This is a genomic window from Acidithiobacillus sp. HP-11 (genome assembly GCF_015100075.1).
Classification (GTDB): domain Bacteria; phylum Pseudomonadota; class Gammaproteobacteria; order Acidithiobacillales; family Acidithiobacillaceae; genus Acidithiobacillus; species Acidithiobacillus thiooxidans.
The window spans coordinates 1-13,284 of sequence record NZ_JACKYY010000062.1 but is presented as its reverse complement, the minus strand read 5'-3'; the positions used below and the strand labels follow the sequence as shown (position 1 = coordinate 13,284).

The 13,284-nt window shown below is 48.8% G+C and carries 13 protein-coding genes and 1 pseudogene; 7 read left to right on the top strand and 7 right to left on the bottom strand.

Annotated elements, in window-relative coordinates:
• Positions 1-181, top strand: a 181-nt coding sequence (locus H7F08_RS15565; RefSeq protein WP_227487890.1) for a hypothetical protein, incomplete at its 5' end; no start/stop codon positions are given.
• A 38-nt stretch (positions 182-219) separates the two neighbouring features.
• Here H7F08_RS15565 and H7F08_RS13860 read toward each other — a convergent pair.
• The 4 genes from H7F08_RS13860 to H7F08_RS13845 form a co-directional block, all read right to left on the bottom strand.
• A complete protein-coding gene (locus H7F08_RS13860) occupies positions 220-1,323 on the bottom strand; it encodes a Y-family DNA polymerase (RefSeq protein ID WP_227487889.1) in 1,104 nt (367 codons plus the stop codon).
• Positions 1,324-1,325: 2 nt separating this feature from the next.
• A complete protein-coding gene (locus H7F08_RS13855; protein WP_010641853.1) occupies positions 1,326-1,796 on the bottom strand; it encodes a LexA family protein in 471 nt (156 codons plus the stop codon).
• Positions 1,797-1,884: 88 nt separating this feature from the next.
• The gene (locus tag H7F08_RS13850; protein ID WP_193640845.1) at positions 1,885-3,471 is read right to left on the bottom strand and encodes an APC family permease; all 1,587 of its coding nucleotides are present in this window, start codon (positions 3,469-3,471) and stop codon (positions 1,885-1,887) included.
• A 38-nt stretch (positions 3,472-3,509) separates the two neighbouring features.
• The gene (locus tag H7F08_RS13845; protein WP_226831437.1) at positions 3,510-4,661 is read right to left on the bottom strand and encodes an outer membrane beta-barrel protein; all 1,152 of its coding nucleotides are present in this window, start codon (positions 4,659-4,661) and stop codon (positions 3,510-3,512) included.
• Positions 4,662-5,504: 843 nt separating this feature from the next.
• Here H7F08_RS13845 and H7F08_RS13840 point away from each other — a divergent pair.
• Together H7F08_RS13840 and H7F08_RS13835 are read left to right on the top strand one after the other, a co-directional pair.
• Positions 5,505-7,067, top strand: a complete 1,563-nt coding sequence (locus H7F08_RS13840) for an APC family permease (protein WP_193640844.1) — start codon at positions 5,505-5,507, stop codon at positions 7,065-7,067.
• 315 nt (positions 7,068-7,382) lie between these two features.
• Complete coding sequence (locus H7F08_RS13835; protein ID WP_226842765.1) at positions 7,383-8,018, top strand: YoaK family protein; 636 nt, start codon at positions 7,383-7,385, stop codon at positions 8,016-8,018.
• A gap of 367 nt (positions 8,019-8,385) precedes the next feature.
• Here the strand turns inward: H7F08_RS13835 and H7F08_RS13830 are convergent, their stop codons facing one another.
• Together H7F08_RS13830 and H7F08_RS13825 are read right to left on the bottom strand one after the other, a co-directional pair.
• Complete coding sequence (locus H7F08_RS13830; protein ID WP_193640842.1) at positions 8,386-9,285, bottom strand: phospholipase D-like domain-containing protein; 900 nt, start codon at positions 9,283-9,285, stop codon at positions 8,386-8,388.
• Positions 9,286-9,290: 5 nt separating this feature from the next.
• Complete coding sequence (locus tag H7F08_RS13825; protein WP_193640841.1) at positions 9,291-9,545, bottom strand: hypothetical protein; 255 nt, start codon at positions 9,543-9,545, stop codon at positions 9,291-9,293.
• Between the two features lie 298 nt (positions 9,546-9,843).
• On the opposite strand from H7F08_RS13825, the gene H7F08_RS13820 reads away from it, so the two are divergent.
• Both H7F08_RS13820 and H7F08_RS13815 read left to right on the top strand, forming a co-directional pair.
• Positions 9,844-10,440 (top strand): hypothetical protein, encoded by a 597-nt coding sequence (locus H7F08_RS13820; RefSeq protein WP_193640840.1) that lies wholly within the window; start codon positions 9,844-9,846, stop codon positions 10,438-10,440.
• Entirely contained in the window at positions 10,353-10,979 is a 627-nt protein-coding gene (locus tag H7F08_RS13815) for an IS630 family transposase (RefSeq protein ID WP_226831439.1), read from the top strand. Before H7F08_RS13820 ends, H7F08_RS13815 begins: the two co-directional genes overlap by 88 nt.
• Positions 10,980-11,403: 424 nt before the next feature.
• On the opposite strand, the gene H7F08_RS13810 is transcribed toward H7F08_RS13815, so the two are convergent.
• Positions 11,404-12,261: an oxygenase MpaB family protein gene (locus tag H7F08_RS13810; RefSeq protein WP_193640839.1), complete on the bottom strand. Its 858-nt coding sequence runs from the start codon at positions 12,259-12,261 to the stop codon at positions 11,404-11,406.
• A 393-nt stretch (positions 12,262-12,654) separates the two neighbouring features.
• Here H7F08_RS13810 and H7F08_RS13805 point away from each other — a divergent pair, with 393 nt between their 5' ends.
• Together H7F08_RS13805 and H7F08_RS13800 are read left to right on the top strand one after the other, a co-directional pair.
• On the top strand, positions 12,655-12,903 hold the full coding sequence (locus H7F08_RS13805) for a hypothetical protein (RefSeq protein ID WP_031573056.1): 249 nt from the start codon (positions 12,655-12,657) through the stop codon (positions 12,901-12,903).
• Positions 12,904-13,102: 199 nt separating this feature from the next.
• A pseudogene (locus H7F08_RS13800) lies at positions 13,103-13,284 on the top strand (hypothetical protein); the annotation flags it as partial.

The following is a 13,284-nucleotide window of genomic DNA, read 5'->3' as shown; positions in this document are numbered from 1 at the left end:
GATCACGGCTGATCCCAAGCGCCGCCATATCGTCAAGGGACGGACCAGTTTTGCCTTCTCCGATGTCCGCAAACTGATTACAGATGAAGCTCTCTCCAGCCATTTTCTGGGACTTTGGCCCCATCTCTGCCAACCCCCTCATAAATCATTCACTCAGATGCTCATGCGTATGGTGGCGTAGCATGCGGCGACTTATTCCTCATGAAAATCGGTGAAACTTCAGATTGCATCATCTTCCGGAATAAACAGGCTCCGGGTTTCCGGCATGTTCACATCCTGCAAGGCACTCAGCAAAATGCCGGATTTGATATAGCGCACGCCTGGTCGATAGGCTTCTGCCAGCGCGGCTTTGACCGCCTGCCACAGATCCTGGTAATGATTGCTCGGATTCGCCAGCGGGCGGAAGGCCACTCCCGAATAATAACGTCCCCGATGGGGCGAGCTGCGAATTTGTATCTGGACGCCTTGGGCTTTTTGATCGTTCTGACGTAACTTTGCGGCGCAACGCTGGGTATGCACGGACAAACTTTCTTCCAGATCCGTGAGGCTTTCCACGGCTTGGCCGAAAGAACGGCTGCATTGAATGTGCTGCCTTTTCTGGGGTATCTGTTCCAGCTGCAGACAGGAAATACCCTGCAACTCCTGCTGGGTACGGGCTAACACGATGCCATAACGTTGACGGATAGCGACGGGATCCGCCCGTAAAAATTCCGCAATCTGCTGAATATTCTGGCGGCGCAGGGACTCGCCGAGCTGTCTGCCGATACCCCAGACCGCATCAATAGGGGTATCCTGAAGCCACTGGACCTTCTGGTTGTCGGGAATGCTGTCCCAATCACAAACGCCTTCTGCCACTCGCCCTTTTTTAGCCCAGTGATTGCAGAGTTTGGCCAGGGTTTTGGAAGGACCCATGCCGACACAAACGGGCAGGCCTAATTCCTTGCGAACGCGATGCCGGACTGCACTGCCCCAGCGCAGCGCTTCCTTTCCGCTGACCGGAATATGCAGAAATGACTCATCAATGCTGTAGATTTCCTGCGCAGCGCTGAGGCTGCCCAGCAGGCGCATCATTCGCGCCGATAATTCTCCATAAAGGGCATAGTTGGAAGACAGTACGACTACACCCTGCTGTTTGGCCAGCTTCTGCCACTGAAAATAGGGGGTGCCCATGCCGATTTTCAGGGCCTTGGCTTCGGCGGATCGGGATACGGCACAACCGTCGTTATTGCTGAGGATGACCACGGGGCGGCCCTCCAGTTGTGGCGCAAACAGGCGTTCGCAGGATACGTAGAAATTGTTGGCATCTACCAGTGCAAAGCGCATGTTCACTGCCCCAGGCTATGAATCACATGCCGCACCACACCCCAGATAAGCAGTTCCTGTTCGGGGTCCAGCAAAATGGGTGGATACGCACTATTGCCGGGCAGCAAAGCGGGTTGCCCGGCGTGCTTTCCCAGCTTCTTGACAGTCAGTTCTCCATCTATGGCGGCAATGACAATGTGGCCCTCCCGGGCATCAATGGCACGATCCACAATCAGCAGATCACCATCGTGGATCCCGTAGTCCAGCATGGAATCTCCGGAGACCTTTAGAAAAAAACTGGCATCGGGGTGAGGCAGCAAGTGTTCGTGTAAGTCCAGAGACCGTTCGACATGATCATCGGCAGGAGAAGGAAATCCGGCTGGAATGCGTGATGCGTACAACGGTCTTTTCAAAGGTGCAGGTTGGCTTGGCGGGTAAAAAATGATTGGTTCACCCTCCGCCTTGTCGGCCCCGCTGGATGTTGAATACCCCATGATTTTCACTCCGCTATAGGAATGCTGAATATGATAACAAAAAGCCCCCTGAAAGGGGGCTGACAAATAATCAAATAAAAAAGATTATTTACAGGTCGATGCCTTCATGATCCATGGCCGCAAAATAATCGGTAACGCGGCCATCCGGAACGGTGACTTTCAATGCCCAGATCATGCAGATAATGGCCAGAATGGCGACTAACACCATGGACAGGTAGAAAGGAATGTCCCCTGTTCCCCCCAACACCTTGGGTCCAAACCAGGAAAGCACCCAGAGCCCGATAAAATAGGGGAATATCCAGGTGATGTGCTTGAAGCCAAGGGGTTTGTCACCGGGTTTACCCCGAATCAGGTGCACAATCCAATAAATGAAGAGAATGGCAAACAGTACGCCAAAAATATAGGAAAGTGCCTGCAAACCACCCCAATACGCCACCAGTGAGGAGAGAATAAAGGCAATGGGGGCGATAACGTGCGCTCCCCAAAGGCGGAAGGGTCGCTTCAGGTCCGGTACGGAACGGCGTAACTGCAACAAGACGATGGGACCAATGCCGTAGGTAATGACTGAAATGGTGGTAATGAAACCCACCAGCTTTTGCCAGGAAGGAAAAGGCAGAAAATACAGACAGCCAATGACATAAGCGACAATGACACCCACCCAGGGCACGCCGCCTTCACTGATTTTGGTGAAGAAGCTCGGCCCTGCCTTGACTTCGCCATTGGCGACTACGGCGCGCGCCGCTGAAGTAGCATACACAAGCGCAGTGCCGCCGGGAGAAATGAGCGCATCGGCATAAATCAGCACCGCCAGCCAGGTAATCCCGAGCATGCCGGCAACTGCCGCGAAGGGACCAAATACTCCAGTGAAACTGAGCTTGGTCCAGCCCTGGGTGAGTTGATCGGGTGGCATGCTGACCAGAAAAGCCCATTGCAAGCCTACATAAATGACTGCGCCAATCACAATGGCACCAATGACTGCCATAGGGATATGTTTACCCGGATTTTTACTTTCCCCACCCAATTCAATGGCCTGTCTGAAGCCTAGGTAACTGAAGACAATGCCTGAAGAAGCTACAGCCACAAACATGCCATGCACATTTTCCTTCATATGTATGATATGAAGATTTTCCGGGTGGTAGGAAAACGCTACCAAAACGATGATGGTCAGAACGGGAACTGCCAGCTTCCACCAACCGAGGCCCGTAAATATCTGGCCGATGCGTTTTATGCCCAAAAAGTTAAGTAAAAACATAATTCCCAGCAGAACAACAGCAGCAATTAGACCAAGTCCGCTGAGCAGTCCGGTATTGCCTTGTAAAAGACCGGGAATATAGTTGTTGGCATAAGTGAGTACCGCCACGACTTCCACAGGAGCAATGGCAATATAAAACATGAACAGTAGCCAGGCCCAGATTTTGCCGAGCAGATTACCATGAACCACATTGGCGATATGCGCAGCGGCACCCGCACGCGGAAATAACGGACCGACTTCGGCGTAGGTCAGCCCTAGAAACAGGATGGTAACCGCACCGATGACCCATGAGAAAATGCTGAGGGGGCCCGCGATTTGTGCCGCATCCAGTGGGCCAAACAACCAGCCTGACCCAATGATGCCCCCCAGGCTGGCAAAAATTAACCCTGAAAATCCTACCTCTCTTTTTAATTTCCCAACCATTTTATGTACCTCTTATAGTGGTAGAAACAGACTATGGTTTACAACAGGAAACCGGTATTTATCATTGCCACAAATTGGTTGGGTTGATTACCATTCTGCCCAAAGGCTTCCCCGGAAGTAATGTGATAAGCATGTACGTAACTCAGGTCGCCTTCAATAAACCAATGTTTATATTGATAAATTGGAGTAAAAGTCAGTGATACAGCACGACTTCCAGGCCCGTAACCCATCTCGTTCCCGACAAGTGTTGTTTGGTTGTTTCCAGTTCCGAATGTGCCAGTATCACTATAGGCCATGTAATCCAGGCGTGCACTGAGTGAATAATGCTTGGTGAACGCATAGTTCCCATCAATGCTGGCACCATATTGATTACCATCATTCAGATTATCAAAATTTCTACCGTTTAGTAGTTTTTGATATTGCAGGTAAGCGAACATATTCCATTTTGTACCGCTATAGCTATAGCCAAGCAGATAAAAATCAGAGTTATCCAGCGGACCTATGTAGCTGGTATGCCCTAAATTGCCGCCGCCTTGTAAATAAAAAGTGCTGCTGGCACTGGGTGAATAAGTGAGCTGGCCCACTGCCCAATTGAAGCGTTTGGAGTAGTAACCGTCAGTCCAGGCCAGAGAAGCGGAAAAAGGACCAGCACTGTAGTTAGCCTGTATCCCACGGCTGATAGTCTGCTGCTGCCATCCATCCAGTCCAAATTGCACATTATACGAATCAGAAATCAGTCCCGTCAGTGGGGTGATACCTGTAATAGCCGGAAGCTTGCCAATTTGTACATTGAAGTTTTTGCTGGGTGTGATTTGTAGATAAGCGAGCGGAAGCGCACCAAAAAGATTAGTTGCAGTCCCCGTAGACATTGCAGGTTGTCCTACACCATATAAATTATAGGCACCAGCTTCCAGATAAAACTGGATGAGGCCATGGGTTTTGGCTACAGAGACCAATCCGTCAGTGACATTGGCACTGAAATATTTACCGGCGGGACCGGATGCGTTGTAACGATTGCTTTGCGCCCGGCCATTAACACTCAGGATTCCTCCTACGGATAGTTCTCCGAGTGGGCCCGCATTGATATGAACGCTGGGCGGCATGGCGGGAAGGACGGCAGCCTCTGCGACAGGGCTCACGAAAAGGGCTGCTACTGTGCTCAGGATTACTTTACGGTTGTTAAGCGACATTGAGTTTCTCCTTGTTTGAAAAAAACCAATACAATCTACGCAAAAAACATTCCAATTGAACAGATTCTCGTCTACAGTACTTTGTGTTGTATGGCTAACATTTTGATAGTTATAAATTAATTGTACAGATGATGCCTACTAAGTCATGGTTAACCAACAACAAGACGATTGCTAACTATACCACGGAAAATTATTTCTGAACCAAAATAGCGCTTTTCTTGCACCAAAATAAGGATGTTCTATTTTTGGGGGCGGATGGATGCCCGAAGTTCAGAAAGATTTGTTGGCGTTGAACCGGTAGGGACATGAAGTCTGCAACGGTTAGGATGTGCCGGATGGTCGGTTGAATTGTTGATGTGCTTCCAGAGGCGTGCAGACGCCATGAAGTTTCTTTTCATTGGCAGAATTCTGACATGCCAGTAAAAACGATAAAATGACATGGTCATATCGAATTCTTTTCTCATGGTTGAATAATGCGCAAATTTACCCATGTCAAATTCGCTACTAAATAAACTTTAATACTTTGAAAATATTAATAAAATATGTCATTCTGGGTGGTTTATTTTCACAATTTAGATGTGATACTGCTTTGTATTTGACAATAGATTAAAACTATGTTTAAAGTATAAAGGGAAGGCTGCAACATGTGGTAAGCTAAATCGCTTCTCTATCTTTAATTTGTTAAGACTATTGATCTTGGCATATTCGTTGTCATCTTGAATTTATGTGGGCAATACGAGTTTTTTTCCGGAAAAAGGCAATTAAATAATTTTTAGCCCTCATATTGATCTGATGGTTATCGTGATTGCGTATAATCATCCTGAAAATACCAGGAGTAAAATTATGACTAGCAAAAAACCCAGATTACATCGTGAGCTTGGTAAAAAAGAACTGATTATAATTGGCATAGGTGGTGCCGTAGGTACGGGCGTTTTATTTGGTACGGCGGGCATGACTGCTGTCGCTGGTCCAGGGGTGATTCTTGCTTGGCTAATTGGCGCACTCATGTACTTGACAGTGGGCCTAACATATGTAGACCTAAGTTATTTGTATCCTGAAGAGGGTGGCCCTTCTCGATATAGCCTATATACTTTTGGCCCAGTGACCAATATGATTAATGCCATTTCTGATTTGCTTTGGTATCTTTTTATACCACCCATCGAAGCACTTGGCACCGTAATGGGTTTAAATTATTTTTATCCACACTTGGTTAACTCATCCGGAGATCCAACTTTATCTGGCGCGATATTAGGTGTTATTTTCATGCTGATGTTTTTTCCTTTCAACTATTACGGGGTGAAGGCATTTTCAAATAGTACCAACTGGTTCGGTGGGCTGAAGTTGGTTTTATATTTCTTGGTAGCTCTTGGATTTATATCATTTGGTCATTTCGGTAATTTTAGCCATTTTGGTGGCGTCTTGCCATTTGGTATGGCAGGTGTCTTTGCGGCCATCCCTCTGGGTATGTTTGCTTTTGGTAGCCTTAGGGTCATACCTGACTATACCGAGGAGGCAAAAGACCCAAGTGTCATTATGCCTTCCATTCTCTGGTCTCTACTTGGCCAGTCTATCTTATACATTCTTTTTGGTGTTGCATTGTTGTCGGCATTGGATTGGGGTGCGATTCATATTGCTGCAGGTCACTGGGCGGACCTTTCGAAAATTGCAGGAAATCCATTTTTGGTGATGGCAGCTGGTTCGAAGGCGACATGGCTGATTGCTATTGTGGTAGCCATTGCCATAATCGGTCCCTTTATTACTGGATATATTTACCAGGGTGCCGGAAGCCGAATTTTGTTTGCCATGGGTAGATCGAAAATTGTCAGCAAGAAAATGGTTGAACTCAGCCATAATCATGGCATTCCTGTAAAATCATTAGTAGTTACAACCGTCATCGGAATCATAGTAGCTTTTATAGCTGCGCCATTACCATCCATTTACAATTTGCTGAGTGATGCCGTGGTTGCTGGTTACATTGGTTTTGCAGCTAACCCGCCAATCATGCTGGCATTACGCAAAGAGGGACGTCAGGGGCGTTTCACGTCGAGTTCTGTTAGTACCATCATTGCTGTACTGGCATTTGCTTCGGCTTCCTTGATTATCTACTGGTGTGGCTGGCCCTCTGTTCCTTATGCAAGTGCTATAGTCTTGTTACTCGCTTTAGTCTTCTCTATGACGGGAAATGTGAAAAAAGGCCTTATAAATTCAGTATGGTATATTGCCTATATTCTCTTCCTTTCAGGCATGACTTACATTGGTAGTGAGGGCGCAAAAAACTTTGTCAGCGTGCAGATCGGTAGCGTTATCGTGGTGGTGGTCGCATTGGTTATTTTTCTACCATGGGGCGTCGCATCACGCATGGAAGAAGCCAAGCGTCCCAAGTTTTCGACTCAGTTACAGAGCTAGTTTTTTATCTGGAGTCCCACTTGCGCAAGGTTGTAAATGGAACTCTGTAATATTCGGGCTTCTGCGGATTCATTGTTGTCCGCAGAAGTTTTTTTATACGATTTTGTGGGAGGAGGCGCTGATAAATTTTCATCCCTTAGATCTGTTTAGTTGCTTTCGAAATCACTGCACAATGTGGCATATTCAATTACTTTGATTCCCTGAGTATGCAAGTAAATAATCGTGAACAATAAGTTAGGAGGATATTGAGATGACCTGCATTTTATGAATGAGCAATCTTCTGCGCCCCAACGCCTGGGGAAATCCGATCGGTCCATGCACCTTCTCTCAGCTACTTCTGGCGGAGCAGACATTGTCGCCTTTCTCAAATTCCACATGGTCTTTACCTCAGCCATGACCGGCAATCTGGCTCTGTTTGGTATTGCCGTAGGCCAGGGACGCCTGCTCTCAGCTACCCATTCTCTGGCCGCGCTTCTGGGTTTTATAGTGGGTACCGCGCTCGGGAGCATGTGGAAAGAACATCTCTATGGATCACGAATACTTCTCTGCATAGAGACCTTTTTTTTGGGGATTTATGCTTTAGTCTGGATGCTTGTAGGTTTTCCTGGTGATGGTGTATTGCTCTATGTCCTGATTATTGCTTCAGCGCTAAGCATGGGCCTGCAAAGTGTGGCAGCGAGATTAATTAATGTCGCAGGCGTTCCTTCTGTCGTGTTCACGAATACCTTGACCAGCATTGTCATTACTTTTGTCGAAAATCTTCGCAAGAAACGCCCGCTTCCCTTTGCCTGGCATCAACAGCTAGCTGCACTATTTGCATATCTGGTTGGTGCGATTTTGTTTGCTTTTTTTCTTTTCTGGGTTCCCGTTCTCGCAATGGTTTTGCCGGTATTTCTAGTTGGTATTGCGTTGCTAAGCCACTGGAAAAGTACGAGGGCCGGCTCTGATTAGAGGTTGAGTCGGAGTGGTGCCCCGAGCGTGAGTCGAACGCGCGACTTACCGCTTAGGAGTCGGTTAAAATGCGTTTTTTCCTCTTTTTTCATCAATGGCATATAGAAAAAAATTACAATATGTTATGCGTGCATCTGTATATTGGCAATCCCTAATATTCCCCATCATTCCTGTGTTCGGGATGGCGCCAGGGTGGCGCGGGAATCAAGCAGTTAGAGCGTGACATCCTATACGGTAGTGAATACGCCACCGGCTCAAACCGATAGCAGATTACAGCTGTTGGAAGCTGGATCAGTCGGCACCAAGAACAAGGGCAGATGGCTGTCGCTGTTATCTGCGAAGTCATGAGATAACCGCAATGTCACGTTTACATGCTACCCCGTCCAGCCCTCACCCAATCCCGATTAAATTGGGCCTGCAGTTCCGATACCGGACGACCATGCAGCAATAGCCCCATTTCCCGATTGTCCTCCAGTGAATTCTTCGTAAAATTCTCGGAGCCTATCAATGCTTCATTCCCGGAAATTACGGCCTTCGCGTGCATGTAAATCGGCTTCACCGGCATCATGCGTACCTGAACCCCATGCGCGCGCAGGAAGGCTACATTCTGCTTATCTTGGGCATTGATACTGGCGGGCAGGATTACCCTGGCCAGAGGACCTTTCCGGGCAATAGCATCCAGTGTCGGGCGATATGGCCCCATTTCCTCGCTTTCGATGTCTATCGGACCCGGTTGCTGGATGACGCCGATGATCTGCGCGGCAGACGTGCGCGGCGCAAGAACCAGAACGCGATGTGCATAGGCCGGGGCCCGTCGATTGTTCCAGTCGGCATGGAAAACAGCGTTGGCCGCCTTGACCACGGCAGGATCCTTCGTGACATATAAATACTCCCGATTACGATGAAAAGCGCTCCAGTCAAAGTTTGCCGTGCCGATCTCGCATTCATTGCCTGAACAGACGTACTTGGCATGAAGAAAAGCATAGTGATCCCCATGACTGGTAAAGCGGTAAGGGGCCAGATGTAAAGTAGCCCCCGTAGACTCGATCTCCCGTTCTTCCTTGCGCACCTGCCAGGGTTTCATACCGTAAGGTTTGCCCTCGATAATCACGCGCACATTCACACCGCGCGCATGGGCGGTTTTCAATGCCTGGAGAATAGGGCGGTCGGAGAGATAATAGACCCCGACACTGACCGCGTGATGGGCTGATCGTATCAGCTGCACAATGGGTGCAGGTCCCGCATGGGGTTCAATATAGAGCGGCATATGGATCAAAGCCCGCCATGATATTTAAACGAAATCTCGCTGCACTGGGGGCAGACAAAGACCTGTACCTTGAGCTTCTTCTCGAAGACTTCCTCGCCATCATCGGCCATCTGACCAGCGATCATGCCTAAAGCGGCACCACCCAGACCCGTTAAACCCCCCATACGAAGGCCATGGGCGCCCATATCCTGCATGGGCGTCTGGCAGCATGGGCAAGTGGCGTTTTGCTGTTCCTGGGGTTTTTCTCCAAATCCAAACATGATAGTGCTCCTTTTTTGCTAGTCTGCGGAAAAGTGTCGGTAATCGGGATACGCCACGCCTCGTGCCCGGCACAAAGGCAAAGAAAGACGGCCAGCCCGGAATTATTGTGATGAAGATACCACCAAGTGACTCCTTTTGCTGCATCCCATGGGCCAATTGTTCACGCGCATCATGGATGACAGTCATCTTGATCAAGGTTGTAAAAACCAACTTATGCAAATAGTTAAACTTTCGCCTAATAAAGTGGTAAGTTGTCCCTAGCTGGAATCTATAAAAACCACTTTATTAGGCCGCACCTTGAACGAAAATAAAGAAACCCGCTTTGCACCACAGTGTCTATCCATTGACCTTGAAGTAGGCAAAGCGGATGAGCAAATTCATCAACTTGCCGGTATTCGTGGGGATACCGGCAAAACAGTCATCTATCGTAACGGCCCGCTCAATGAGGCCCCTTCCCGTCTTGATGCCCTCTCTGTAGGGGCTGCCTTTACGTTGGGGCACAACATTATCGCTTTTGATTTACCTTATTTACGCGCTGCCAACCCGAATCTTCAACTACTGCAACTGCCGGTAGTCGATACGTTACGGCTCAATCCTCTCGCATTTCCCCGCAATCCTTATCATCATTTGGTCAAACATTATCAGAATGGGCAACTTGAGCGTGGTCGTCTCAATGATCCCGAACTGGATGCGCACCTTACTTTGACACTGTTTTCCGATCAGCGTGAGGCCTTTGAATGCCTGCAAAAAACCAATCCTCGTCTGCTTGCGGCATGGCACTGGCTGGTTACTGCGTCAAAAGGGCATTGGAGCAGAATCCAGAAGCAGTCTGTCAGTGGTTGGAGCAGGATTATCCCCGCCTGCGCGCGCAAGCGGCCCAAGAGGGAGCGGTGATTTATTGGGGGGACGAGACGGCCGTCAAGGAAGATGCCCATTGGGTGCGCGGGTATGCGCCTCGGGGACAAACGCCGGTATTGGCGGTTCCCGCCCGATGGACCACGCTCTCCATGATCTCGGCGATTTCTCCGCAGGGCAAAGTCGCTTTCCAGATTGTCGAAGGCAGCATTGATGCGGAGCGTTTCATCACCTTTCTCACTGCCTTGATTCAGGACGCGCCCCAGAAAACCTATCTGGTCGTCGATAATCTGCGGGTGCATCATGCCAAAGTGGTAACGGCTTGGCTGGCAGATAAAAAAGACCGCATTGAGCTGGCTTTTCTGCCGCCCTATGCGCCAGAATCCAACCCCGACGAATACCTGAATCGGGATTTTAAAACTGCTCTGCGCACAGGTGCAGTCAGTACGGCGCCGTCTGTTGAGTTCGCAAAAAATGGTCTTCTTCTCACAACCATGGAGACCGTGTCATGCAAACAAAGCTCAACGCCACCCAGCGCCTCAACACCCCTTGAAACTACAGGAGGTATGGGCCATTAGAATTCGCCTGCAACTGGCCTAACAGATCCGTGAATTAGCCCTCTTCAACCTCGCCATCGATAGCAAATTGCGGGGCTGTGACCTCGTGGGACTGCATGTTTCCGATATCGCACATGGTCACGCCGTCATGCACCGCGCCATTGTGCTCCAACAAAAAACTCAGAGGCCCGTCCAATTGATATCACCGAACAAACCCGAGAGGCCCTGACTGCTTGGATCACCCATGCCAAACTCAAGGATGACCAGTTTCTTTTCCCCAACAGGAAACACGCCTCACCTCATCTTTCCATCCGTCAGTATGCGCGTGTTGTAGAACGTTGGGTTATTTCTATAGGTGTAACTCGTGGCAGTCTTTTGAGCATGAATATTGAGAATCGCGACTGGTAGATAGGAAAGGCCAAGAGCTTGACTATAAAGTAGACCTTCAATCGCGCTGCTGCGTAGGTTTTTCTGGGCCTAGATCGTCAATGCGATAGCCATCTGGGTAGCTTGGCCGGTGCAATTGCGTACGCATCACGGGTTTGTTTCTGATCGGTAGCGCACTGGCTATTCGTCCGCGCAAGTGTAATGCACGGGTGAGCATTCGGCTCAACCAGATTGATTGTCCAGGTAAGCCCAAGGCGTTGAGTAAGGGTCGATCCAGCAGCGCATAAACGGCAGGCCGTCCCAGGCGAAACAGTACGGGCGGCATATAAAAACCCAGCAGCAAGTCTATCGTTTTTTCTGCGACACATCGGTTTGAATTTGAATAATGAAAACGCTCTGCCTCATAGGACTGATTAAACTGCTCCAGTTCAGCATATTCATCATGAATACCTTGGATGTTCATGCGCATGCCTATGGCCCGCCAGAAGTGGAACCAGGCCAAGCGTTCTTTTTCTGATAGGGGGGGATGCCCGAAACGCTCTATCCACCGTATAGGTTCAAAAATAAACGTGGACAATACATATAGATAGTCCTCATTGCGAATCGTATATTTGGTGTGCTGGCGGTTGATGTTTTCAATGGCAGCCTGTCCTCGTGGACTATCGTAGCCGTGTTCAATCAATTCACTGAGGAGCAGGTCGGTATCATCGTAACGTTTGCGGGTGTGTTCAGTGAGTTCTCCTGTGTGGCGAAGGAGACCAGAAATACGGGGGACCGCATACGTACGAAACAAAGCTAGTTCAAGCGCACGCGGTATATCAAAAGGATACACACAAGTTGCCATCAGAAAAGTGATTCGGCAGTGATCCTTGACCGGATCTAACTGGAGAATTTCACGATCATACGCGGTAGTCATGGCTGATTTCCAAAAAGCTTGGAAGGCATCGGTTTCCTATAGAGAATCAAAAATCTGTGGAGTCACACTACTACAATGGCAGGAGACGGGTACAGTACGATGAAGAAATCACTGTCCGGACTGGCAGGTTTCGGCGGCCACGCTGGAAAGTCATGACATGCTCTGTCTGAATTTTATGGCCACGCCGCTGACCAGTCGTCGCTCCAGAGCATTGGACAAGTTTCTGGAAATCGTAAAAAGTTAGAAAGATACGGATGCGGCGTTTTATGGAAGCGCTGTACTGTGAATACCCCCCTCAATAACTCTGGGTATGCTTATCCCGACAAAAAGCATATCCTCTATACAAATGCGATTTCATCCATGAACTGAGCAACTGGAGGCTATTCAAAACACATGAATCAGAACGGCCGACAGGAACATGGGGATAACGCAGAAACTCTGATAGAGATTACCCCGGATAAAAATCCTCCACTCATTAATATTGGGATCAGTAAAGAAAACTGGAAAAGGCTGGTTGTAGCGAAAGGCAATGAGACGAAGGCTAATGCCTGGGTCAGATCACGTCTGCATGAAGTGTCTGGGTTAAGTGCCGAGGTGCGCGGCATTTATATGCGGGTAATGATCGAAAACTTTTTCGGTTAGAGACCTCTGCCGAACCATCGGAAAGCATCAAACGAGCTTCTGGAGAATATCAAAAATGGACAACGCGATCAGAAGCGATAGCCAGTGATTTTCGGTGAATGCTGCAGATAGACTAGCGGCAAGCAAAGAAGATGAAGGAGGAAGCGCCCATGGGAGCTATGCTCGAAAGTGGTGTACGGGCGCGTTACAACTGGCTTGAATGAGGTGGCGTACTGTTGCTACAAAGGGTTTCCGACTCAAAGAGCAACATAAGGAGTACGCCGTGGAAAAGAATACCGTAATAGCAGGTGGGATGGGAGAGTTGGGTCTGGGCATTGAAGGGATACTTCSWYSCGCGGCACGCTCTCTGATCTGTCTCTTATACACATCTCCGAGCCCGCT

Excerpts from the sequence above, each read along its gene's own strand:
- H7F08_RS13860 (WP_227487889.1), bottom strand. The coding sequence starts at position 1,323 with ATGCGCTTTGCACTGGTAGATGCCAACAATTTCTACGTATCCTGCGAA.
- H7F08_RS13855 (WP_010641853.1), bottom strand. The coding sequence starts at position 1,796 with ATGGGGTATTCAACATCCAGCGGGGCCGACAAGGCGGAGGGTGAACCA.
- H7F08_RS13850 (WP_193640845.1), bottom strand. The coding sequence starts at position 3,471 with ATGGTTGGGAAATTAAAAAGAGAGGTAGGATTTTCAGGGTTAATTTTT.
- H7F08_RS13845 (WP_226831437.1), bottom strand. The coding sequence starts at position 4,661 with ATGTCGCTTAACAACCGTAAAGTAATCCTGAGCACAGTAGCAGCCCTT.
- H7F08_RS13840 (WP_193640844.1), top strand. The coding sequence starts at position 5,505 with ATGACTAGCAAAAAACCCAGATTACATCGTGAGCTTGGTAAAAAAGAA.
- H7F08_RS13835 (WP_226842765.1), top strand. The coding sequence starts at position 7,383 with ATGCACCTTCTCTCAGCTACTTCTGGCGGAGCAGACATTGTCGCCTTT.
- H7F08_RS13830 (WP_193640842.1), bottom strand. The coding sequence starts at position 9,285 with ATGCCGCTCTATATTGAACCCCATGCGGGACCTGCACCCATTGTGCAG.
- H7F08_RS13825 (WP_193640841.1), bottom strand. The coding sequence starts at position 9,545 with ATGTTTGGATTTGGAGAAAAACCCCAGGAACAGCAAAACGCCACTTGC.
- H7F08_RS13810 (WP_193640839.1), bottom strand. The coding sequence starts at position 12,261 with ATGACTACCGCGTATGATCGTGAAATTCTCCAGTTAGATCCGGTCAAG.
- H7F08_RS13805 (WP_031573056.1), top strand. The coding sequence starts at position 12,655 with ATGAATCAGAACGGCCGACAGGAACATGGGGATAACGCAGAAACTCTG.